Genomic DNA, 22367 nt, shown 5'->3' on the forward strand with positions numbered 1-22367 from the left:
CGTGGGCGGGCGGAGCGCGCAAGATAGCCTGCGCCGGGTGAACGCAAGCAAGGCCCTGCACGGCGCACGTTTCGCCTTCGGCACCCTCACCGTCTTCCCCGCCCGCATCACCCGGTGGGACCGCGCCGCCGCCCGCGCCGGCATGACGCTCGCCCCGCTGGCCGGGCTCGCCGTCGGCCTGTGCGCGGCGGCCGCGGGCGCGGGGTGCTGGGCGCTGGGGTCGGGCGCGTCGCTCGCGGCGGTGGTGGCCACGGCGGTGCCCGCGGTGCTCACCCGGGGTCTGCATCTGGACGGCCTCGCCGATGTCGCCGACGGGCTCGGCAGCGCGAAGCCCGCCGATGACGCGCTGCGCATCATGAAGCGGAGCGACATCGGCCCCTTCGGCGTCGTCACGCTGCTGTTCTGCCTGCTGGCCCAGGTCGCCGCGCTGGCCCACCTGTTCGAGCAGGACGGCTGGGCCCGGGGCACCGCCGCCGTCGTCGTCTCGGCGCTGACCGCCCGCACCTCCCTGACGTTGGCCTCGCGGCGCGGGGTCCCGGCGGCCCGCCCCGACGGCCTCGGCGCGGTGGTGGCGGGCACGGTGCCCATCCGCCGGGCGCTCGCGGTGGCCGCCCTGGTGACGGCGGCCTGCGCGGGCGCGGGGTGGGTGTTCGGGCCGTGGCCCGCGCTGCACTGGGCGCTGGCCGTCGCGGCCGGACTCGCCGTGGCGCAGGCGCTGTTGCACCGCTGTGTGCGCAGGTTCGGCGGGGTGACGGGCGATGTGTTCGGTGCCGTCGCCGAGGCCTCGGCGACGGTGACGCTGCTCGCGCTGGCCCTCGGCTGACCCCCGCGCCCCTCAGCAGGCCCGGCGCCACGCCATCAGGTCGTACTTCTTCTGCATGGAGCTGAGGCCGAGCCGCTTGGACTGGGCGCAGAAGCGGTCCGGGGTCAGCTCGTACTCGGCGTGGAAGACGGCCTTGCCCGCCTTCACGAACGGCGTGAGCCTGTCGCACTCGTGGTACTGGGCGCATTGCTCGTCGACCGCGAAGTCGAAGTGGGCCAGCAGTCGCGGGATCTGGTCGAGGTCGTTCTTCAGGCCCACCGCGAGGCCCCGGTCGTGGGCGAGGCGGGCGACGAGTTCGTTGTACGCGATCTGGTCGGCGGCCGTGAGGGGAAAGCCGGTGTCGTTGGCGTAGCCGTCCATGTTGTCGGGCTCGACCGCGTCGAAGCCCTTCTTCACGCACCCGTCGAGGCGCTGGGCGACGAGGGGTTCAAGGACGTCGGTGCGGCGGATGTCGAGCCAGCGCTCGCCGCTCCAGCCGTTGCCCTTGCCGAGCACGTCCTTGGGGAACCGCTTCGCGTCGGGCCGCCAGTCCTCCCAGGCGCCCGTCGAGACGTAGCAGATGACCTTGCGGCCCCTGCGGTGCAGGTCGGCGACGGCCGCTGCGTCCTGGTCGACGGCGTCGATGTCGTACACCTGGGCGTCGACGGTCGGATCGAGCGTGCCCTTGAGCTGCCACTGCCAGGTCAGGCCGGGCTTCGGCTGCCAGTGGGGGCGGGAGGGGCCGGGGGGCGCGGTGTCCCCGCCGTCCCTTTCGTCGGGTTCCTCGGGGCGGTCCGGTGAGCCGGTGCACGCCGCGAGCAGGAGCAGCGGGAGCAGGAGCGACAGGAGCGGGCGTTTCACCGGGCGGGCGCCAAGCGGTGCGGCAACGTGCCCCAGGGATGCGGGAGTCGGCCCGGGACGAGGCAGTGGACCGGTGCCTGGGCGACCGCGTCCGGTGGCGCCTCGTACACCAGGTGGCAGATGTCGGGTCCGGCAGGACCGGCCGGCCGGTACGCCGACCAGGGCCCCTCGAAGGTGACCAGGAGGTCGGCGATCCGGGCGTAGCCGGGGTGCGGGACGGCGCCGTGGTTCAGGACGAGCGTGACGTAGGTGTCGTGGGTCGCGGCGAGCGCGGTCCGCAGGTCCGCGTAGTACGGCAGTTGTACGGCGCTGGTGGCCGCCTGGTCGAGGAACAGCCCGTGCACGCCGTACCAGTCGTGGTGGCGCACCGCCTCGCGCACCACGTCCTGCGGCGGCCGCCGCCCGTAGGCGGTGTCCACATAGCCGAGCACCCGTACGCCCGCCGAGCGCAGCCGCCCGGCCACCGCCGCGAAGGCGGGGTCGGGCGAACTCCCCGGGCCGTCGGCCGGGTTGAGGACGACCCCGTACAGCGAGGGCGCGGCGGCGATCAGCGCGTCCCAGGCTTCGGGGCGCTCGGCCGGGTGCTCGTAGTAGGGCACAAGGAGTTTGCTCATGTGCTTCCTCGCAGGGGCGCTCGGTGGGCTCGGGGGGCGGCCGGGTCAGGGACGGTGCGCGGTCGCCCTCCCCAGGAGGACACAGGCGAGCGCGGCCAGCAACGCGGCCGCGGCCCCCGACACCACGAGAGCGGTCGACGGCGGCGCCGCGAGCACCAGCGTCAGGGTCTGCGCGACGGCCGCCGCGCAGCACACCACGGCCGCGCCGACCGCCGCTCCGAACGACTGGAGCAGCAGCCCGGTCCACAGCACCGCGCCGATCAGGAGCAGCGCGGCCAGGCGCCCGAGGGTCAGCGTCGGTGCGTGCGGCCACAGCCGGGTGCCCGTCTCGGCGAGTGCGGCAAGGACCAGCAGGTAGGCGCCGAGGCACAGGGTCACGGTGCCGGTCACCGAGCCGCGGAACCCGCGCGCGCCCGACGTGCTGCGCAGCCCGGCCAGGCTCTGGGCGCGGAAGCGGTGCAGGAGCCATTCGGCGGGGCCCATGCTGAGGGTGAGGGCGACCGCGGACGGACCGGCCACCGCACCCGCCGAGCCGTGCCGGAAGATGTCACCGAGGGCGGCGTACAGGACGAGCACCCCCGCGCCGAGCCCGAAGAGGCCGTACGGGACGGAGGCCGTGAGCGGGGGCTGGACGGCTCCGCCCGGACCCGGCCCGGCCGGCTCGGCGCGCAGCGTGCGCACGGCGAGGGTCACCGCCGAGATCAGCGAGATCAGCAGCAGGGCCGGTCCGACGGCGGGCGGCAGGCCCGGCACGGCTCCCAGGGTCAGTGGCAACAGGGCGCAGAGCAGGGCGCGTTCACGGCCGAGCACCAGCAGGGCGGTGGCCGCCGCCAGATAGCAGCACTGGCCGGCGGCGAACGCGGCGGCGGGCAGATCGCCGGGCCCGGCCGCGGCGAGCGCGGCCAGCGCGCTCAGGGCGGCGCCGAGCGGGGCGCCCAGGCGCAGGGCCCGCACCGCGGCCGGGCGGTCGGCGAGGCTGAGCCAGGAGTGGGCGCGGTGCGAGAGCGACTGGTTCCACACCCAGCCGGTGACGGTCCCGGCGAGCAGCGCCAGGGTTCCGGCGGGCAGTCCGAGTGCGGCCGGCGGGCCGGCCAGGAGGGGCCCGCCCAGGACGTAGGCGAGTCCGGGCAGGGCGAAGACGAGGCCCCGCAGGAGACAGGAGCCGAGGTGGGTGTGCCAGGGCTGGGCGGGCGGGGCCGGCGCCGCGGGACAGCGGCGCCCGACCCGGCCGTACAGCTCCTCGGCCAGCGAGAAGGAGTCGGGGTGCCCGTAGTCGGTGCTGATCCGGTCGTCGCTCATGCCGTCGGCCTCGATGAGCGCGGCTATCTCGTCCGGGTGGACGGCGGTGGCTATCGAATCCTCCAGACGGTGGGCGAGCTGGGCGACCGGGTCGTCGGCGGCCGGCGCGGGTGGCCGCTGGCGCGGGATGAAGGGCAGGGTGTCCTGCCCTTCGTCCCCGCCGGGCCACGGGGACCGGCTCACCGCGGCGCCCCGCCGAGGGTGGCGGCCGCGACCCCGTCGGCCAGTTCCCGGTACCAGGGGTCGACGAGCCGCAGGGTCCAGTCGTCCTCGGGCCCGAACGGGGCGCGTGCGGGTTCCGGTTCGGGCAGTCCGGCCAGTTCCCGGTAGATCCGGCGAAAGCACTCCACCGAGCGGTGCAGGGTGAACTCGTCGATCACGCGCTGCCGGGCGGCGGCGCCCAGTTCGGTCCGCCGGGCGTGGTCGCGGAGCAGCCCGATGGCGGCTTCGGCCATGACGGCGGGTTCCCGCGGCGGCACGACGATCCCCGCGTCCCCCGCCGCCTCGCGTACGCCGCCGACGTCGGTGGACACGGTGGCGCGCCCGCAGGACATGGCCTCGATCAGCGAGAACGGGAAGCCCTCGCTGATGCTGGAGAGCATCACCACGCTGCCCGAGGCGTACGCGCTCGCCGTGTCGCTGACCCGGCCCTCGTAGGAGATGCCGTCACTGACGCCCAGTTCGGCGGCCAGCTTCTCCAGCCGGGTGAGATAGTCCCCGCCGCCGGCCGGCACGGCCCCGTACAACCGCAGCCGGGTGCCGGGGAGTTCGGCCCGTACGACGGCGTACGAGCGGATCAGGGTCTCCAGGTCCTTGATGGGGTCGATGCGGCCGCACCAGCTCAGGGTGGGCACGTCGGGGTCGGGTCCGGCGTGCGGGAAGAGGTCGGGGTCGACCCCGTTGTAGACGGTGCGGATCCGCTCGGAGGGGGCGCCCCCGCGCTCCTCCCAGCGGCGGTTGTACTGGTTGCACGGGGTGATGAGGTCGGCCTTGCGGTAGCCCAGGGTGTTGAGCTCGCGGTAGAAGCTCAGGAGTACCGCCTTGACCGGCCAGCTCTGCTCGCCGGTGCGGTGGCCGAGGTAGCGCTCGCGCAGATAGATGCCGTGCTCGGTCAGCAGGAACGGCACTCCGTCGAAGTACTGCGCGGCGAGCGCGGGCAGCGTGGCGAGGCCGCTGCTGACCGCGTGCGCCACGCTGTCCGCCGGAACGCGGGCGGACAGCGGGCGCAGTGCGTGTTCCAGGAGGTCGGTCGCGGTCAGGGCGTCATACACGGTGGGTTTCGCTCTGGACAGGGCCAGGTGCGGCATCGTCCAGATCCACATCAGCGACTTCAGGGCCGCCTCGGAGCGCAGCGCCGCCGAGAGCCGCCCGGCCCGGGCGAGCTCCGCGAGGCCGTACAGGGCCGAGGCGAAGTCGCACCCGGACTCCGGGTCGAGCAGGGCGAGCAGGAAGCGCTCCCAGGTGTCGGTGAACCGGCGCCCTTCCTTGCCGAGGAGCGGCCGGCGCCTGCCGGGCTGCGGCCCCCACAGGGGGAAGGCCGTGTGCCGGTAGACGTTGGCCGGGAGCTCCCAGGCGACCGGCTCACGGCCACTGCCGGTGAGGGCGACGACATTGAAGTCGACCTCCGGCATGCCGCGTACGAGCTGGTCGCACCAGGTGCTCACACCCCCGTGAATGTGTGGATACGTACCTTCCGTGAGCATGGTGACATGACGGCCACTGCTCGGCATGGTTGTCCCCCCGGACAAGCTGTCGTGCTGATGTGCTGACGAGCGATCAGACGGTCGGTACGGCCGGCAGCTTCAGCGTGATCGACGTCTGAAGCAGCTCGGGCGATGACCAGTCGGAGCGCAGTCCCGCGTAGGCGGTGCCGAACGCGGTGGTGCCGATGAACAGTTGCTTGCGGGTGCCCTCGGGCGCCGTGATGGGTGCCACCACGCCCTTGGGCGCCTGCACGGTGACGGCGTCCCCGATCCGGTAGGCGGTCACCGTGCCGGCGGCCAGTGCCTTGTCCCAGGACGCCCGGCGGGAGAATTCGGTTCCCGCGTCCTTTTCGCGCAGGTTCACGACGGGCGCGTTGTCGGCGTACAGCGCCTTGTAGTCGCCGAGGATCTTGTCGAGGACGGGGTAGAGGATGCGCTCCTCGGCCAGGTTGGACTGGTGGACGTACGTCGGCCGCGGGTCGTTCCACAGGACGTGCGACAGCGCGGTCTTGGCCTCGCGGGGCACGATGTACGACTGGTAGCCGGTGGCGGTGTCGAGCGGCGCCGTCATGCAGGTGGAGGCCGGGTTGTCCTCGCAGATGCCGCTTCCGCCGCTGGCCTTGGAGGTGTAGAGCCAGTTGTACTCGTCGGTCATCTCGGCGGCCTTGCCGACGTTGTAGTACACGTTCATCGGGTGCCTGGGCACGGTGAGCGCGGCCCCCACCGCGCGCTGGTCCGGCTCGCGCGAGGCGTCGCTGCCGGCCCACTTGATCCCGTTGTCGGCGAAGGCGCCCGCGAGGTTGGGGTTGTCGTCGGGCTGCTGCGGCAGGACCTTCATGCCGGAGTGCTCACCGGTGACGAGCTCGCTCTTGTCGACCGGCAGGCCCTTCTGCGTCGCCCAGGTGTAGTTCTGCGCGATCTGTGCCGAGATGTCCGCACGGCTCATCCACTGGGTGGAGCCGTCGGTGTTCTTCTTGCACACCCACGGCACGACGGTGGTGTCCTGCACACAGCCAAGGAACTCGTGGGTGTAGGTGTGGTTCACCCAGCGGAACTTGGCCTTGTCGGCGATGAGCTGGGCGGCCATCGCGTCGGTGCCGCCGTTCTCGGACTTCCACTCCTCGCCCGCGCCGCCGTTGAACACCATGTCGAGCGTGAAGCCGCTGGTGGCCTCCCACTGCGCCGCGTACTGCGCGTCGGCGGCCGTCATGCGGATGTCCGGGTTGTTCGCGCCGCCCTCGGGGCAGTCGAGGTCGCCCGGGGTGCAGTTGTTGACGCTGTCCCAGCGGGAGTCGGGGGCGAACACGTCATCCACGTGCACCGAGAAGTAGTTGCGGCTCTGGCCGAGGTGGATGCCCTGGGTCAGCCACTCCACCATGCCCTTGGACAGCGCCTGGAACTGCTCCTGGTACTGGTTGTACGCGAAGGTGACGACCAGCTCGTTGCGGCCGTCGTGGGCGTACTGGCCGAGCATGGAGCCGCCGGACGGCGCGTCGAGATAGCTGGTGAAGCCGTCCCTGGGGTGGGCGGCGTAGCCGTAGCTCTCGGGGACGGCCGGGTCGTTGTCCTCGAAGGTGAGCGGCCCGTCGAGGTAGCCGAAGGGCCCCGCCTTGCCGGCCGCGCTGACCTGCGTCGTGACGCCGTCCAGGGGCCCGGAGAAGCCGCCGGGCTGGTCGGTGTAGTCGAGCCCGACCTCGGGGTGCGCCCAGGTGTAGGCGTCGACCTGGCGGATCCCGAAGGTCTTCTCGTACGTGGCGAGAGCGGTCTGCTCGGCCGAGTCGGCGGAGCCGAACGGGATCTCGTTGGGCGCGACCACGCCCTGGAACTTGGCCCGCGGGCGCCCGCTCACCGCGTCACTGAGGAAGGCCGCGTTGATCGTCGGCCGCCCCGCCGCCCCCAACGCGACCGTCTGGTACGGCACTCCGGTGTTCTTCAGCTCGGCCACGAGGGCCCCGACCGCGCTTCCGCCGTCGTCGAGGACCAGCACTTTCAGGTCGATGCGCGGCGCTATCGTGCCGGCCGCGTCGGCGGCCGGGATGGCCGTGGTGAGAAGTCCGGCAGCCATCAGCGCGGTGAGCGCCAGCCTGGTTCTGCCCGTGTTCAAGGCCTTCGCCTTCATGTGTCCCCCCTCATAGAGCCTCCGCGCACGGTGTTGCGCGGAGGACCTGTGGTGATGATGCAAAGGGGCACGTGGCCCCCTGTGCCCGATCGAGGTGAGTGTGACGGAGCTCTCACGGAGTGTGTGGGCCAAACGTGAAAGAGACACCACGGATGAGTGAATTAAGGCCACCGCTATCGAACGCCGTCACCGCGCGTAGGCTCGTGGCTGGTGGTCGACCCGCCCCAAATACGATGGACCGGGCCTCGGCCGGCCCACACGACGGTCGAACACTCCACAGGATTCTCAAGGAAGAGAGATCTCACCACCGTGACTGCTCTGACTCTCAGCACTGCCGGTGCGGCGACGCTGCGCGCCGACGCCCTCGTCGTCGGCGTCGCCAAGGCCGCAGGCCCCAAGGGTGGGCTGGTCGTCGCGCCGGGCGCCGAGGCCGTGGACAAGGCGTTCGACGGGAAGCTCGCCGCTGTCCTGGAGACCCTTGGCGCCAGTGGTGCCGAGGGTGAGGTGACCAAGGCCGCTTCGCCTTCCGGCCTCAAGGCGCCCTTCGTCCTCGCGGTCGGCCTCGGCGCCGTCCCCGCGGCGGACGAGGCGTACGCCTCCGAGGTGCTGCGCACCGCCGCGGGCAACGCCGCCCGCGCCCTGCACGGCATCAAGAAGGCCGCGTTCGCGCTGCCCATCGAGGCCGCCGAGGACATCGAGGCGATCGGCGAGGGCGCCCTGCTCGGCGCCTACGCCTTCACCGCATACCAGGATCGCGGCGCCGACGCCAAGGGCCCGCTCGCCGAGGTGACGCTGCTCGGCGCCAAGCCGCGCGACAAGGCCCACAAGGCCGCCGTCGAGCGCTCCCTCGCGCTGAGCGAGGAGATCAACCGCGCCCGCGACCTCGTCAACACCCCGCCGAACGACCTGACTCCCGAGGCCTTCGCCGCGGTCGTCTCCGCCGCGGGCAAGGAGCACGGCCTCAAGGTGCAGGTGCTCGACGAGAAGGCGCTGGAGAAGGGCGGCTTCGGCGGCATCCTCGGCGTCGGCGTCGGCTCCGAGAACCCGCCGCGCCTGGTGAAGATCTCGTACACGCACGCCAAGAACGCCAAGCACCTGGCCTTCGTCGGCAAGGGCATCACCTACGACTCGGGCGGCATCTCGCTCAAGCCGGCCGGCCACAACGAGACGATGAAGTGCGACATGGCCGGCGCCGCCGCCGTGTTCGCCGCCGTCGTCACGGCCGCCCGTCTGGGTGTCGAGGCCAACGTCACCGGCTGGCTCGCGCTGGCCGAGAACATGCCGTCGGGCTCCGCCACCCGCCCCGGTGACGTCCTTCGCATGTACAGCGGCAAGACCGTCGAGGTCCTGAACACCGACGCGGAGGGCCGGCTCGTCCTGGCCGACGCGCTGTGGAAGGCCTCCGAGGAGAAGCCGGACGCGATCGTGGACGTGGCGACGCTGACCGGCGCGATGGTGCTGGCGCTCGGCGACCACACCTTCGGCGTCATGGCCAACGATGACGCCTTCCGCACCGCGATCCACGAGACCGCGGAGGAGGCCGGCGAGCAGTCCTGGCCGATGCCGCTCCCGGCGAACCTGCGCAAGACCATGGACTCCCCCACCGCCGACCTCGCCAACATGGGCGTGCGGATGGGCGGCGGCCTGGTGGCCGGTCTCTTCCTGAAGGAGTTCGTCGGCGAGGGCATCACCTGGGCCCACCTCGACATCGCGGGCCCCGCCTACAACGAAGGCGCCCCGCACGGCTACACCCCCAAGGGCGGCACCGGCTCCTCGGTGCGCACCCTGGTGCGTCTGGCGGAGCGCACCGCCGCGGGCGAGCTCGGCTGACAGGCCGCGCACAGCCGACACACAGGGCGGCTCCGGGCATATGCGCCGGGGCCGCCCGTGTTCACGCTCCGTACCGTCTCGCTTCGGCCGGATTTCGCTGTTGATGAAATCCGTGGCCGCGGCGGGGCGGTGGAGCCACCTCCTGAGACCGCCGCGTCCGACGATCGGCGGTCTCAGACCCCGGCCCCGCGTCCCGCCTTCCGTCAACAAGTGCGAAGATGGGTTCTCGGCAGGACAGGGCCCCCACCACAGGGCCGAAGACAAGCGGCCGAATACCAGCCGCCGCCGGTCGTCGACGACCGCGCACGGCGCACATGCATGGAGGACGTGACGTGGCGAACGACGCCAGCACCGTTTTCGACCTAGTGATCCTCGGCGGTGGCAGTGGCGGCTACGCCGCGGCCCTGCGCGGAGCGCAGCTGGGCCTGGACGTCGCACTGATCGAGAAGAACAAGCTCGGCGGCACCTGCCTGCACAACGGCTGCATCCCCACGAAGGCCCTGCTGCACGCCGGCGAGATCGCCGACCAGGCGCGCGAGGCCGGCCAGTTCGGCGTCAAGGCCACCTTCGAGGGCATCGACATCAACGCGGTCCACGCGTACAAGGACGAGGTCATCTCGGGCCTGTACAAGGGCCTTCAGGGCCTGGTCGCCTCCCGCAAGGTGACCTACATCGAGGGCGAGGGGCGCCTGTCCTCCCCGACCTCGGTGGACGTGGGCGGCCGGCGTGTCCAGGGCCGTCACATCCTGCTGGCGACCGGCTCCGTGCCGAAGTCGCTGCCGGGTCTTGAGATCGACGGCAACCGGATCATCTCCTCGGACCACGCGCTGACCCTGGACCGCGTCCCGCAGTCCGCGATCATCCTGGGCGGCGGCGTCATCGGCGTCGAGTTCGCCTCGGCGTGGAAGTCCTTCGGCACCGACGTCACCGTCATCGAGGGCCTGAAGCACCTCGTGCCGGTCGAGGACGAGAACAGCTCCAAGATCCTGGAGCGCGCGTTCCGCAAGCGCGGCATCAAGTTCAACCTGGGCACCTTCTTCCAGAAGGCCGAGTACACCGCCAACGGTGTGAAGGTCACGCTGGCGGACGGCAAGGAGTTCGAGGCCGAGGTCCTGCTCGTCGCCATCGGCCGCGGCCCGGTCTCCCAGGGCCTCGGCTACGAGGAGCAGGGCGTCGCGATGGACCGCGGCTACGTCCTGGTCGACGAGTACATGCGCACCAACGTGCCCACCATTTCCGCCGTCGGCGACCTGGTCCCGACGCTCCAGCTCGCGCACGTCGGCTTCGCCGAGGGCATCCTGGTGGCGGAGCGTCTGGCCGGTCTCAAGACCGTCCCGATCGACTACGACGGCGTGCCCCGGGTGACGTACTGCCACCCCGAGGTCGCCTCCGTGGGCATCACCGAGGCCAAGGCCAAGGAGATCTACGGTGCGGACAAGGTCGTCGCTCTGAAGTACAACCTCGCGGGCAACGGCAAGAGCAAGATCCTCAAGACCGCGGGCGAGATCAAGCTCGTCCAGGTCAAGGACGGCGCCGTGGTCGGCGTCCACATGGTCGGTGACCGTATGGGCGAGCAGGTCGGCGAAGCCCAGCTGATCTACAACTGGGAGGCGCTGCCGGCCGAGGTCGCGCAGCTCATCCACGCGCACCCGACGCAGAACGAGGCGCTGGGCGAGGCCCACCTGGCCCTGGCCGGCAAGCCGCTGCACTCCCACGACTGACAGCCCCCGGGCGCGACGACCACTTCCCGCAATTCGTAAGGAGCAACCGAAACCATGTCGGTTTCCGTAACCCTTCCGGCGCTCGGCGAGAGCGTCACCGAGGGCACCGTCACCCGTTGGCTGAAGGCCGAGGGCGAGCGCGTCGAGGCCGACGAGCCGCTGCTCGAAGTCTCGACCGACAAGGTCGACACCGAGATCCCCGCCCCCGCCTCCGGCATCCTGGCCTCCATCAAGGTGGCCGAGGACGAGACCGTCGAGGTCGGCGCCGAGCTCGCCATCATCGACGACGGCTCGGGCGCCCCGGCGGCCGAGGCCGCCCCGGCGCAGCAGGCTCCGGCGCAGGAGGCCCCCGCTCAGGAGGCTCCCGCTCCGCAGGCCGCGCCGTCCACCGAGACCGAGACCCCCGCCCCGGCCCCGACGGCCGAGGCCGCCACCGGCGGCGGCTCCGCCGAGGGCACCGACGTCGTCCTTCCCGCGCTCGGCGAGAGCGTGACCGAGGGCACCGTCACCCGCTGGCTCAAGGAGGTCGGCGAGGAGGTGGCCGAGGACGAGCCGCTGCTCGAGGTCTCCACCGACAAGGTCGACACCGAGATCCCGGCGCCCGTCGCCGGTGTCCTGCTGGAGATCGTGGTCGGCGAGGACGAGACCGCCGAGGTCGGCGCCAAGCTCGCCGTCATCGGCGCCCCGGGCGCGGCTCCCGCCGCCGCCCAGGCTCCGGCCGCCCCGGCCCCTGCGGCCGCCCCGGCTCCGGCTCCGGCCGCTGCCCCGGCGCCCGCTCAGCCCCCGGCCCCGGCTGCGGCTCCGGCCGCTCAGGCGCCCGCCGCCGCTCCGGCCCCCGCCGCCGCTCCGGCCACTCAGGCTCCGGCGCCCCAGGCCCAGGCTCCGGCCGCTGCTCCGGCGCCCGCTCCGGCTCCGGCCGCTCAGGCTCCGGCCGCGCCCGCCCCCGCCGCCACCTCCGGTGACGACGGCGCGTACGTCACGCCGCTGGTCCGCAAGCTCGCCTCCGAGTCCGGTGTGGACCTGGGCGCGGTCAAGGGCACCGGCGTCGGCGGCCGCATCCGCAAGCAGGACGTCATCGCCGCCGCGGAGGCCGCCAAGGCTCCCGCTCCGGCCGCCGCCCCTGCCGCGAAGAAGGCCGCCCCGTCCGTCGAGGCGTCCCCGCTGCGCGGTCAGACGGTCAAGATGACCCGCATGCGCAAGGTCATCGGCGACAACATGATGAAGGCGCTGCACTCGCAGGCCCAGCTGACCACGGTCGTCGAGGTCGACATCACGAAGCTGATGAAGCTGCGCAACGCGGCGAAGGACGCCTTCGCCGCCCGTGAGGGCGTCAAGCTGTCCCCGATGCCGTTCTTCGTGAAGGCGGCGGCCCAGGCGCTGAAGGCCCACCCGGTCGTCAACGCCCGGATCAACGAGGACGAGGGCACCATCACGTACTTCGACTCGGAGAACATCGGCATCGCCGTGGACTCCGAGAAGGGCCTGATGACCCCGGTCATCAAGGGTGCGGGCGACCTCAACCTGGCCGGCATCTCCAAGGCCACGGCCGAGCTGGCCGGCAAGGTCCGCGGCAACAAGATCACTCCGGACGAGCTGTCCGGCGCGACCTTCACCATCAGCAACACCGGTTCGCGCGGCGCGCTGTTCGACACCGTCATCGTGCCGCCGAACCAGGTCGCCATCCTGGGCATCGGTGCCACGGTCAAGCGTCCGGCGGTCATCGAGACCGCCGAGGGCACCGTCATCGGTGTCCGTGACATGACGTACCTGGCCCTCTCCTACGACCACCGTCTGGTGGACGGCGCCGACGCCGCCCGCTACCTGACGACCGTCAAGGCGATCCTGGAGGCCGGCGAGTTCGAGGTCGAGCTCGGCCTGTAAGGCTCTCCAAGGCACCGTGGGACGGCTGTAAGACTCGTCTCACCAGCGGCCGCGTCCCCGTCCGGGCACTTCCGGACGGGGACGCGGCCGTATTGTTTGGCAGGTCACCGCTCGCCTGCCAGGGCCCCGCGTCCAGACACGATCCGCCGGGCAGACCCTAAGGAGCCCCCCATGACCGTGCCCGTCGTCCACTCGCTGCGCGAGCAGATCCGCGAGCACATCGTGGAGGGGATCGTGAGCGGGCGCTGGAAGCCGGGTGAGCGGATCGTGGAGCGGCGCATCGCGGTGGAGCTCCAGGTCAGCCAGACGCCCGTGCGCGAGGCCCTGCGGGAGCTGGAGAGCCTGCGCCTGATCGAGTCGGCCCCCAACAAGGGCGTACGGGTACGGAGTCTGAGCGCCGCCGACCTGGAGGAGAGCTATCCGGTGCGGGCCGGTCTCGAACAGATCGCGGCCGAGCTCGCGGCCGAGCGTCTTGCTGAGGACTGCTCGGCCCTTGAGCCGCACGTGGCGGCCCTGTACGAGGCGGACCGGGCGGCCGACGGCACCGCGCAGGTGCGGCACACCGTCGGCTTCCACCGGGAGCTGGTGCGGGCCGCCGACAACAGCGTGCTGCTGCACACGTGGGAGGGCCTGGGCATCGAGGTGTTCACGGCGCTCTCGATCCGCTGGCTCGGCACCGTGCAGAAGTCGTACGCGGAGGAGCACGAGGACCTGGTCGCGGCCTTTCGGCGGCGGGATCCGGCCATCGGCCCGCTGGTGAAGGCGCATGTCCTCGGGTGCGCGCCGCGCAGCGCCTGACGGACTCGGGGCCGGGCGTCTGCCCCTTCCAAAACAAGGCACCGGGTGCCCGGATCAGCGGCACCCTGTGCCGACTTTCGCGATTCGAGCAAGTTTTTGGGCTCATACTTTGATCGATCATCGATCGTCGGCATACAGTCAACGGCGGACTCACCGGTCCAAGGCCCCGTCCTGCCAGACAAAGGCCCCTATTTCTCCACCCCCCTCCTGTCCGGAAGGCGGCGATCGTGATCGACCCCGTAGCCAAGTTTCCGAGTGAGCTCGACCAGCTCCCGGACCGTGACACCGAGGAGACCGCCGAATGGGCGGCCTCCCTCGATGCCGTCGCCAAGGCCGCCGGCCCGCATAGGGCCGCGTATCTGATGCGCCGCACGCTCCAGCATGCCGAAGGCGCGGGCCTCGCCCTGCCGAAGCTGCTGGAGACGGACTACGTCAACACCATTCCCTCCTCCTCGGAGCCCGTCATCGACGGCGACGAGGAGATGGAGCGCCGGATCACCGCATGGAACCGCTGGAACGCGGCCGCCATGGTGACCCGTGGCTCGAAGTACGGCGTCGGCGGCCACATCGCGACCTTCGCGTCCGCGGCCTGGCTGTACGAGACCGGCTTCAACCACTTCTTCCGCGGGAAGGAGGGCGACGGATCCGGCGACCAGCTCTACATCCAGGGCCACGCATCGCCCGGCATCTACGCCCGCGCCTTCCTCGACGGCCGCCTCACCGAGGCGCACCTCGACAAGTTCCGCCAGGAGTCCGCCGGCGACGGCCTGCCCTCCTACCCGCACCCGCGCCGCCTGCCCTGGCTGTGGGAGTTCCCGACCGTCTCGATGGGTCTGGGCCCGCTCTCCGCCATCTACCAGGCGCGCTTCAACCGGTACCTCACCAACCGGAACATCAAGGACGTCTCGAACTCCCACGTGTGGGCGTTCCTCGGTGACGGCGAGATGGACGAGCCCGAGTCGACGGCGGCCCTCGCGCTCGCCGCCCGCGAGGGTCTGGACAACCTGACCTTCGTCATCAACTGCAACCTTCAGCGCCTCGACGGCCCGGTCCGCGCCAACTTCAAGATCGTGCAGGAGCTGGAGGCCCAGTTCCGCGGCGCCGGCTGGAACGTCGTGAAGTCGCTGTGGGGCGGCGCCTGGGACGAGCTCTTCCAGCTCGACACCACCGGCGCCCTCGTCCGCCGTCTGCGCGAGGTGCCCGACGCCCAGGTGCAGACGTACCAGACGCGCGACGCGGCCTACATCCGCGAGGACTTCTTCGGCAAGGACCCGGCGCTCGTCGAGATGGCGAAGCTGCTCTCCGACGACAAGATCCTGGAGTGCTTCCACCTCTCGCGCGGTGGCCACGAGCCGCGCAAGGTGTACGCCGCCTACAAGGCCGCCCTGTCCCACAAGGGCGCGCCGACCGTCATCCTGGCGCAGACCGTCAAGGGCTTCACCCTCGGTGAGGGCTTCGCGTCCAAGAACGCGAACCACCAGATGAAGAAGCTCACCAACGACGAGTTCAAGAACATGCGTGACCTTCTTGAACTGCCCATCTCCGACGCCCAGTTCGTCGACGGCCAGGTCCCCTACGGCCACCCCGGCGCCGACTCCCCCGAGGTCCGCTACCTCCAGGAGCGCCGCGCGGCGCTCGGCGGCCCGGCCCCGGCCCGCCGCAGCCACGCGATCGAGGCACTGCCGGCCCCGGCCGACAAGTCGTTCGCGGCGTTCGACAAGGGCTCCGGCAACCAGTCCATGGCCACCACCATGGCGTTCGTCCGGCTGATGAAGGACCTGATCCGCGACAAGACGACCGGCAAGCGCTGGGTCCCGATCGTCCCGGACGAGGCCCGCACCTTCGGCATGGAGTCGCTGTTCCCCTCGCTCGGCATCTACTCGCCCAAGGGCCAGACGTACGAGCCGGTCGACCGCGACCAGCTGATGTACTACCGCGAGGCCAAGGACGGCCAGATCCTCAACGAGGGCATCACCGAGGCCGGCTCGATGGCCGACTTCATCGCCGCGTCGTCCGCGTACGCCACGCACGGCGAGCCGATGATCCCGTTCTACATCTTCTACTCGATGTTCGGCTGGCAGCGCACGGCCGACCAGATGTGGCAGCTCGGCGACCAGCTGGGCCGCGGCTTCCTGGTGGGTGCCACCGCCGGCCGTACGACGCTGACCGGTGAGGGCCTTCAGCACGCCGACGGCCACTCCCCGGTGATCGCGGCGACCAACCCGGCGGCGATGTCGTACGACCCGGCCTTCGCCTACGAGGTCGCGGCCATCGTCAAGGACGGTCTGCGCCGGATGTACGGCGAGGCGGCCCCGGGCGAGGACCGGGACGTCTTCTACTACCTCACCGTCTACAACGAGCCGATGCCGCAGCCGGCGAAGCCCGCGGGCATCGACGAGGGCATCGTCAAGGGCCTGTACCGCTTCAACACGGCGGAGTCGGCGGGCGTCACCGTCCCAGTGAACGCCTCGCGCATCCAGCTGCTCGGCTCCGGCACGGCGATCCACTGGGCCCTTCAGGCCCAGCAACTGCTCGCCGAGGAGTGGGGTGTGGCCGCCGACGTGTGGTCCGCCACCTCCTGGACCGAGCTGCGGCGCGACGCCCTCGAAGCCGATGCGGCCCTGCTGCGCGGCGAGGAGCGGATCCCCTACATCCGCAAGGCGCTCGACGGCGTGGACTCCCCCGTCCTCGCGGTCTCCGACTACATGCGCCAGGTCCCGGACCAGATCGCGCAGTGGGTCGAGCAGGACTGGTCCTCGCTCGGTGCGGACGGCTTCGGCCTCTCCGACACGCGTGAGGCGGCCCGTCGTCACTTCGGCGTCGACGCGCAGTCGATCGTGGTCGCGGCGCTCGCTCAGCTCGCCAGGCGCGGCGAGGTCCCGGTCACGGCCGTGAAGGAAGCGCGCGAGCGCTACGGCCTGTAGGCCGCATCCGGTACGCACGCGTGCCCCGTCCCGATTGCCGGGGCGGGGCACGCGTGCGTGAATGGTCGACCGGGGGCGTCACCACTCCGGGAGCACCGCATGAAGATCTACAACCGCCCGTCGGCGCCCGCCTGGGCCGACCTCTCGACGACCGACGTGCCCGCAGCCAAGGCCTTCTACGGCGGGCTCTTCGGCTGGCAGGGCGCGGACGTGCCGATGGAGGAGGCGGGCGGCTACGGGATGTTCCTGCTCGGCGACGACTACGTCGGCGGGTACGGGCCCTGCATGGCGCCCGGGCAGCCGGTGGCCTGGCTCGCGTACTACCAGGTCGAGTCGGCCGACGCGACGGCCCAGGCGGTGACCGCGAACGGGGGTTCCGTCGTGGCCGGCCCCATGGACGTCTTCGACTCGGGCCGGCTCGCGGTGTTCGCCGACCCCGAGGGCGCGGTGTTCGGCGTCTGGCAGCCCAAGGAGCACAAGGGCTTCGGGGTGGTGGCGCGGCCGAACAGCATGGTCTGGTTCGAGCTCCTGACCCGGAACACGGACCGGGCGACGACGTTCTACCGGGCGGTGTTCGGCTGGGACGACGTCGCGGCCGAGCCGTACGGCACCCCCGAGTACACCGAGTGGAAGCTCAACGGTGAGAGCTTCGGCGGCATGATGCGGATGAACGGCGATTTCCCGCCGGAGGTGCCGCCGCACTGGATGGTGTACGTCCAGGTCGAGGACTGCGACGCGGCGGCGGCGAAGGCGCGTGAACTGGGCGGGGACGTCCATGTGCCGCCGACCACGATTCCGCCCGGGCGGTTCGCGCTGCTGCGGGATCCGCAGGGCGGGGTGTTCTCCATCATCTCGCTCGCACAGTAACCCGGCCCCCAACCCGGGCCCCACCCCACACCGCCAAGGCCCACAACTCCGACCCGGGCCCACCCCATGCCGCCAAGAGGGCCGGGGCCACCCTCCAACCCGGGCTCACGCCATGCTGCCAAGGGGCCGGGGCCACCCTCCGACCCAGGCCCACCCCACGCCGCCAAGGGGCGCGGGGAACTGCGCGACCAGCCCAGGACGGCCCGCACCCAAAGCCCCGCGGGGTGCAACTGCCCACCCCCGCATACCCATTGGCAGGCCGCCGCAGGCAACTCGCCCTCATTGGCAGGGCGTTGTAGGATTGAGGCGTGCCTGGAGACAGTGCTTCCGCCGAAGGACAGCGTCGTCCGCGGGATGTGGTCGCCGATGGTCTGCGCGCCCTCATCTCCGGTGGGGAACTGCGGGTCGGTGAGCGGCTGCCGACCCAGGCGGAACTCGGCGCGCGGTTCGCCGTGCCGCGCGGCGCGGTCCGCGGCGCCGTCGAGCTCCTTGAGCGCGAGGGCCTGATCAGGCGGGCCCAGCAGGGCACACCCCCGACGGTCGCACGCCCCGCCGCCCCGTCCGCGCCCGCCGGCCGGCGCGAGGTGCCGGGGCCGCGCCGTCACTCACCCCGCCCCGCGGGGGTCTTCCTCGGCGAGCGGGTGGCGCAGTGCTTCCGCGAGGAAGAGGTGACCATCGACGCGTACTGCCTCAATGGCGAGACGCTGGCCTCCGCGCTCGCCGGCCCGCTGGTCGCCGTGCAGGCCGAGGGCTCCGGCCCGCGCCGGGTGGCCGTGCGCATCCTGCTGCCCGACGCGGAGGCCCCGCTGGCCCTCCCCCAGGTGATCGGCGACCTGCGGAACATCAGGCCGCGCGAGCGGCTGCGGATCACCAGCAACCACATCTACGGCTCGCTGCGCCATTCGCTGCGCATGCTCAAGGTCCGCGACCTGGTCCCGGACGTGAGCGTCGAGGCCCGCAAGGTGTCGATCACCCCGACCCAGAAGGTGTACATCCTCAATGGCCGGGAGGTCCTGGCCGGCCACTACCAGGTGACGGAACGCACGGTGGATCTCGACCGGAATCCGATCGAGATCTACGACATGCTCGGAGTGGAAGGCATGCTCTTCCGGCACACCGTGGTGGACGACGACCAGGTGACCCGCAGCTATGTCGAACAGACCCAGCAATGGTTCGACTCGCTGTGGAACACCATCGCCCGCCCCATGGATCCGAACGTGAACTGACCCGGATCCGGAGCGGGCGCCCCGGGCGAACGAGCCGGATCGGCGGCCCGCCCGGTGGTTCACACCGCGGCGATCAGCAGAAGCACCAGAATGACGGCCGCCACGCACACCAGGTTCGTGCGTGGCCCGGCCGGAACGGCCCGCGGCTCCCGGCGCTCCGTGCGACCGCCGCTCTTCGTGAGCAGTACGCCCAGGGCCAGCACCAGCAGCCCCGACGGGCCGAGCAGGGACACCACACCCGCGTTCGACAGCAGTTCGAGGACGATCTGCACGCGCGTCTCCAGTCCCATGGAACACCTCCTCCGGTTGTCGCCGCCACGGACCGCGCACGCTGACGATTCGGTGCCCTCACTGGCCGGCGATTGTGTTCCCTCCTCCTACCCGGCGTGAATGGCTGCCATCTATGGCCAACCGACTGCATATTGGGCAACACGACTATGCCATTGGCGAGTTGACCGATCAGACCGGGCAACCGGGCGGGCAAGTACGGAAGTTGGTCGCTTCATGCGCTCATCTGTCGTGTCCTGACCGCGAGTTGTAGCCTCTCGGGGTGACGACCCAGACCACAGGGGCCGACCGGGACGGCATCGGGGAGATCCCCCGCTACCGACTGGTGGCCGACGCGCTGCGCCAGGACATCCAGAACGGTGTCCCGGCGCCCGGCGACGCGCTGCCCAAACAGGAGCAGCTCATGCGGCGTTTCCGCTGCGGACGCGGCACCGTGCAGAAGGCCTTGCAGCTGCTGCGCGAGGACCAGCTCCTGGAGGCCGGGGTGTCGGGCCGGGGCGCGCGGGTGGCCCGCCAGGCTGCCATCGGGCGGCCATTGGTCTACTACATCTCCCGCGCGTTCGAGGCGCCCCACGTCTCGCTCGACGTCTGGTCGCTGCACACCGAGGAGCTGTCCCGCGCCGTCCAGCAGCAGGCCGAGCTCATCCGGCTCGGCGACCGCGCCGCCCCGCGGTCGGTCCGGGTGCGGGTCCTGGTGCCGGACCTGGACACCCATCACCCCTACCCGCGCCACCTCGACGACCCGCTGGATCTTCGCCCCCTGCGCCGGCTGCGCCGGGTCATCCGGATGTACGCGGAGGCGCTGCACCACTCGCTCACCCAGCTGGCCGAGGAAGGGACGGTCGGCTCGGTGTCCGTGGAGATCCGGGGCCTGCCGACGGTGCCGGGCGAGAAGCGCTACCTCATCAACGGCACCCAGATGCTGACCGGCTACTACTTCCTGCGCACGACCCGCATCCTGGTCGACGCCGCGTCCATAGAAGTACTGGAACTGCACAGCGACACCCTCTTTCCGGCCACCGCGGAGGGCAACGGGGCGCGGTCCTTCGAACGTGCGGAGTTCCAGCAGGTGCAGGCCTGGTTCGATTCGCGCTGGGACATGGTCGCCACGCCGCTGCGTCCCCTTGAGGAATGACGGGTCCCGCAGGGCGGGTTGCGGGTGCACGCCTCGCGGACCCCATGGCGACAGATGTGCCAGGGGTGGCAGGCAGCGCCAACCGGACGAAAAGTGCCGCTCCGCGTGCGCCGTCTGCCCCAACCCACGATGCTGGTTCCGTGATGGACGAGACGGAGTTCTGGGAGATCGTCGACCGTACCCGCGAGGCCGCCGACGGCGACCCCGAGGAACAGGCCGACCTGCTCGTGGAGCGGCTGGTGCAGCTGGACCCCGACTCCGTGCTCGACTTCGCCCGCCACTTCGAGGCGCGCTACAACCGGGCCTACCGCTGGGACGTGTGGGGCGCCGCGGCCGTGCTGCTCGACGGGGCCAGTGACGACGCGTTCGACTACTTCCGCTGCTGGCTCATCGGCCAGGGCCGCGAGATCTTCGAGGGCGCGGTGCACGATCCCGATGTGCTGGCCGACCTGCTCGGCGAGTTCGACGAGGAGGTCGACGGCGACGGCGAGGAGCTGGGCTATGCGGCGGACGAGGCGTACGAGCAGCTGACCGGCGTCGTGGCGCCCGACCTCGGCATCACGCCGCAGCCCGAAGAGCCCGAGGGCACCCCGCTGGACTTCGAGGACGAGTCCGCGCTCGCGGCCCGCTTCCCCCGGCTGTGGGAACGCTTCGGGACGGGATGAGCCCCGGCCCCCTCGCCTCGCTCGGGTACCGGCGGCTCTTCGGCCCGGCGGCTCAGAAGTGCGTGCCGCCGTCGACACGGACCTCGGTGCCGGTGATGAAACGACCGTCGTCGCTGGCCAGCATCGCGACCACGGACGCCACCGTCTCCGGGCCCGCGAAGCCCTGCCCGATGGCCGGGGCGAGCTTCACGAAGAGCGACATGTCGGCGTCGGCGGGCAGGCCGGGACCCACGCTTGACCGGGAGGCGCCGCTGCCGTCGGTCATGCCGGAGGAGATCGAGCCGGGCTGCACGGCGGTGAAGCGGATGCCCTGCTTGGCGTACTCGGCGGCCAGCGCGTGCGTCATCGACTGGATGCCGCCCTTGCTGGCCGCGTACGCCGCCATGTAGGGGTGGGCGAACATCGCCGAGGTCGAGCTGAAGTTGACGACGGCCGCGCCATTGCCTTCGAGCAGTGCCGGGATCGCCTCGCGGATCATCAGGAAGGTGCCGGTCAGGTTGACCGTGACGACCTGGGTGAAGTCGGCGAGGCTCGTCTCGTGGGTGTGCGAGGAGCGCAGGATGCCGGCCGCGTTGACCAGTACGTCGAGCCCGCCGAGCGCCGACACGGCGGCGGCGACGCCCTCGCGCACCGAGGCCTCGTCGGCTATGTCGACGACGAGCGTGGTCAGCCGCCCGATGCCGGTGCCCGCGTTCTCGGCGGTGTCCTTCAGGCCGGCCTCGCTGATGTCCGCCGCGACCACGTGGGCGCCCTCGGCCAGCAGGCGCAGCACGGTGGCCTGCCCGATGCCGGAGCCGCCGCCGGTGACCAGGGCGCGGCGACCTTCGTAGCGGTCGGTGACGGGAGACGTGCTCATCGCGGTCCAGCTTTCTTGGAGGTGGCGCCCGGCATTCCGGACGGGCGACACCACCGTACGCCTGGGTGGCACGTTTTGCCATCGTGTCACTTCATGCATACGCGGTGGTGGCGGGCGTACGCTGACGAGGTGACCCAGCCCGTGCCGCAGCCCGCCCCGCCCCAGACCTCGCTGACCGAGCGCCGCAAGGCCGCCACCCAGCTCGACATCGCCCGCGCCGCGGCCGCGCTCTTCGCCGAGCACGGGCCCGACGGCACCACCGCCGAGGCCATCGCCCGGCACGCCGGGGTCGCGCTGCGCACCTTCTACCGCTACTTCCGCTCCAAACAGGACGCGGTCGGCCCGCTGCTCTCGGGCGGCGCCGAACGCTGGCGCGCCCTGCTCGAAGCCGCCGAGCCGGGGCCGCTGGCGAAGACCCTGGAGGCCGCGGTGCGGCAGGCCCTCGCGGCGCCCGACCCGCACGCCGCCGAGCAGCTGCGGTGGACCAGGGGGCTGTTGCGCGCGGCCGAGCAGGACGCGGCGCTGCGCGCGGTCTGGTACCGGGTGAACCAGGACTCCGAGGAACGCCTGCTGCCCGTGCTCGCCCGCCTCGCGGGGCCGGGTGCGGACGCCCTGGAGGTACGCCTGGCGGCGGCCGCGGCCACCGACGCGATCCGGGTGGCCCTTGAGGCATGGGCCGCCACCGACGCCCCGGCGTCCGGCCCCGGCTCGCCCGCCGATTTGGCGGTGCGCTGCCTGCGCGAACTCACGGGCGGGATGCGCCTGTTGGGCCGCTGAC

18 protein-coding genes are annotated in these 22367 nt (G+C 71.8%); 11 read left to right on the plus strand and 7 right to left on the minus strand.

The features are described from left to right. The first annotated feature begins 28 nt into the window (after nt 1–28). Entirely contained in the window at nt 29–823 is a 795-nt protein-coding gene (locus tag ACGFW5_RS18750) for an adenosylcobinamide-GDP ribazoletransferase (protein WP_393835423.1), read from the plus strand. Nucleotides 824–835: 12 nt separating this feature from the next. Here the strand turns inward: ACGFW5_RS18750 and ACGFW5_RS18755 are convergent, their stop codons facing one another. Genes ACGFW5_RS18755 through ACGFW5_RS18775 form a run of 5 tightly spaced genes read right to left on the minus strand, consistent with a single transcriptional unit; the run spans nt 836 to nt 7398 of the window. Then, nucleotides 836–1663, minus strand: a complete 828-nt coding sequence (locus tag ACGFW5_RS18755; protein WP_393835346.1) for an endo alpha-1,4 polygalactosaminidase — start codon at nt 1661–1663, stop codon at nt 836–838. Then, nucleotides 1660–2277, minus strand: a complete 618-nt coding sequence (locus tag ACGFW5_RS18760; RefSeq protein ID WP_393835347.1) for a spherulation-specific family 4 protein — start codon at nt 2275–2277, stop codon at nt 1660–1662. Before ACGFW5_RS18760 ends, ACGFW5_RS18755 begins: the two co-directional genes overlap by 4 nt. Before the next feature lie 45 nt (nt 2278–2322). Continuing rightward, nucleotides 2323–3759: a hypothetical protein gene (locus tag ACGFW5_RS18765; RefSeq protein ID WP_393835348.1), complete on the minus strand. Its 1437-nt coding sequence runs from the start codon at nt 3757–3759 to the stop codon at nt 2323–2325. Next, nucleotides 3756–5306: a GT4 family glycosyltransferase PelF gene (gene pelF, locus ACGFW5_RS18770; RefSeq protein WP_393835349.1), complete on the minus strand. Its 1551-nt coding sequence runs from the start codon at nt 5304–5306 to the stop codon at nt 3756–3758. The genes ACGFW5_RS18765 and pelF overlap by 4 nt, the downstream gene beginning before the upstream one ends. Nucleotides 5307–5352: 46 nt before the next feature. Next, the gene (locus tag ACGFW5_RS18775) at nt 5353–7398 is read right to left on the minus strand and encodes a hypothetical protein (protein WP_393835350.1); all 2046 of its coding nucleotides are present in this window, start codon (nt 7396–7398) and stop codon (nt 5353–5355) included. 309 nt (nt 7399–7707) lie between these two features. Between ACGFW5_RS18775 and ACGFW5_RS18780 the strand changes: the two genes are divergently transcribed. The 7 genes from ACGFW5_RS18780 (at nt 7708) to ACGFW5_RS18810 (ending at nt 18645) form a co-directional block, all read left to right on the plus strand. After that, a complete protein-coding gene (locus tag ACGFW5_RS18780; RefSeq protein WP_393835351.1) occupies nt 7708–9228 on the plus strand; it encodes a leucyl aminopeptidase in 1521 nt (506 codons plus the stop codon). A 332-nt stretch (nt 9229–9560) separates the two neighbouring features. Then, nucleotides 9561–10949 (plus strand): dihydrolipoyl dehydrogenase, encoded by a 1389-nt coding sequence (gene lpdA, locus ACGFW5_RS18785; RefSeq protein ID WP_358995531.1) that lies wholly within the window; start codon nt 9561–9563, stop codon nt 10947–10949. Between the two features lie 54 nt (nt 10950–11003). Next, a complete protein-coding gene (gene sucB, locus ACGFW5_RS18790) occupies nt 11004–12830 on the plus strand; it encodes a 2-oxoglutarate dehydrogenase, E2 component, dihydrolipoamide succinyltransferase (protein ID WP_393835352.1) in 1827 nt (608 codons plus the stop codon). 171 nt (nt 12831–13001) lie between these two features. After that, complete coding sequence (locus ACGFW5_RS18795; protein WP_393835353.1) at nt 13002–13628, plus strand: GntR family transcriptional regulator; 627 nt, start codon at nt 13002–13004, stop codon at nt 13626–13628. Nucleotides 13629–13855: 227 nt separating this feature from the next. Continuing rightward, entirely contained in the window at nt 13856–16552 is a 2697-nt protein-coding gene (aceE, locus tag ACGFW5_RS18800) for a pyruvate dehydrogenase (acetyl-transferring), homodimeric type (RefSeq protein ID WP_393835354.1), read from the plus strand. Nucleotides 16553–16651: 99 nt separating this feature from the next. Further along, the gene (locus tag ACGFW5_RS18805) at nt 16652–17419 is read left to right on the plus strand and encodes a VOC family protein (RefSeq protein ID WP_393835355.1); all 768 of its coding nucleotides are present in this window, start codon (nt 16652–16654) and stop codon (nt 17417–17419) included. A 308-nt stretch (nt 17420–17727) separates the two neighbouring features. Beyond that, on the plus strand, nt 17728–18645 hold the full coding sequence (locus tag ACGFW5_RS18810; RefSeq protein WP_393835356.1) for a FadR/GntR family transcriptional regulator: 918 nt from the start codon (nt 17728–17730) through the stop codon (nt 18643–18645). A 59-nt stretch (nt 18646–18704) separates the two neighbouring features. Here ACGFW5_RS18810 and ACGFW5_RS18815 read toward each other — a convergent pair whose 3' ends face one another. Next, nucleotides 18705–18935 (minus strand): hypothetical protein, encoded by a 231-nt coding sequence (locus tag ACGFW5_RS18815; protein ID WP_393835357.1) that lies wholly within the window; start codon nt 18933–18935, stop codon nt 18705–18707. A gap of 260 nt (nt 18936–19195) precedes the next feature. On the opposite strand from ACGFW5_RS18815, the gene ACGFW5_RS18820 reads away from it, so the two are divergent. Together ACGFW5_RS18820 and ACGFW5_RS18825 are read left to right on the plus strand one after the other, a co-directional pair. Then, entirely contained in the window at nt 19196–20068 is an 873-nt protein-coding gene (locus ACGFW5_RS18820) for a winged helix-turn-helix domain-containing protein (RefSeq protein ID WP_393835358.1), read from the plus strand. A 143-nt stretch (nt 20069–20211) separates the two neighbouring features. After that, nucleotides 20212–20733: a DUF4240 domain-containing protein gene (locus tag ACGFW5_RS18825; protein ID WP_393835424.1), complete on the plus strand. Its 522-nt coding sequence runs from the start codon at nt 20212–20214 to the stop codon at nt 20731–20733. A gap of 52 nt (nt 20734–20785) precedes the next feature. Here the strand turns inward: ACGFW5_RS18825 and ACGFW5_RS18830 are convergent, their stop codons facing one another. Continuing rightward, nucleotides 20786–21589, minus strand: a complete 804-nt coding sequence (locus ACGFW5_RS18830; protein ID WP_393835359.1) for an SDR family NAD(P)-dependent oxidoreductase — start codon at nt 21587–21589, stop codon at nt 20786–20788. Between the two features lie 93 nt (nt 21590–21682). Between ACGFW5_RS18830 and ACGFW5_RS18835 the strand changes: the two genes are divergently transcribed. After that, nucleotides 21683–22366 carry a TetR/AcrR family transcriptional regulator gene (locus ACGFW5_RS18835; RefSeq protein WP_393835360.1) on the plus strand — a complete coding sequence of 228 codons (684 nt, stop codon included), beginning with the start codon at nt 21683–21685 and terminating at the stop codon, nt 22364–22366. Nucleotide 22367 lies beyond the last annotated feature (1 nt).

The organism is Streptomyces sp. NPDC048416, assembly GCF_043200435.1.
Taxonomy (GTDB): domain Bacteria; phylum Actinomycetota; class Actinomycetes; order Streptomycetales; family Streptomycetaceae; genus Streptomyces.

Excerpts from the sequence above, each read along its gene's own strand:
- ACGFW5_RS18830 (WP_393835359.1), bottom strand. The coding sequence starts at position 21,589 with ATGAGCACGTCTCCCGTCACCGACCGCTACGAAGGTCGCCGCGCCCTG.
- pelF (WP_393835349.1), bottom strand. The coding sequence starts at position 5,306 with ATGCCGAGCAGTGGCCGTCATGTCACCATGCTCACGGAAGGTACGTAT.
- ACGFW5_RS18805 (WP_393835355.1), top strand. The coding sequence starts at position 16,652 with ATGAAGATCTACAACCGCCCGTCGGCGCCCGCCTGGGCCGACCTCTCG.
- sucB (WP_393835352.1), top strand. The coding sequence starts at position 11,004 with ATGTCGGTTTCCGTAACCCTTCCGGCGCTCGGCGAGAGCGTCACCGAG.
- ACGFW5_RS18835 (WP_393835360.1), top strand. The coding sequence starts at position 21,683 with ATGCATACGCGGTGGTGGCGGGCGTACGCTGACGAGGTGACCCAGCCC.
- ACGFW5_RS18795 (WP_393835353.1), top strand. The coding sequence starts at position 13,002 with ATGACCGTGCCCGTCGTCCACTCGCTGCGCGAGCAGATCCGCGAGCAC.
- ACGFW5_RS18815 (WP_393835357.1), bottom strand. The coding sequence starts at position 18,935 with ATGGGACTGGAGACGCGCGTGCAGATCGTCCTCGAACTGCTGTCGAAC.
- ACGFW5_RS18775 (WP_393835350.1), bottom strand. The coding sequence starts at position 7,398 with ATGAAGGCGAAGGCCTTGAACACGGGCAGAACCAGGCTGGCGCTCACC.
- ACGFW5_RS18825 (WP_393835424.1), top strand. The coding sequence starts at position 20,212 with ATGGACGAGACGGAGTTCTGGGAGATCGTCGACCGTACCCGCGAGGCC.
- ACGFW5_RS18760 (WP_393835347.1), bottom strand. The coding sequence starts at position 2,277 with ATGAGCAAACTCCTTGTGCCCTACTACGAGCACCCGGCCGAGCGCCCC.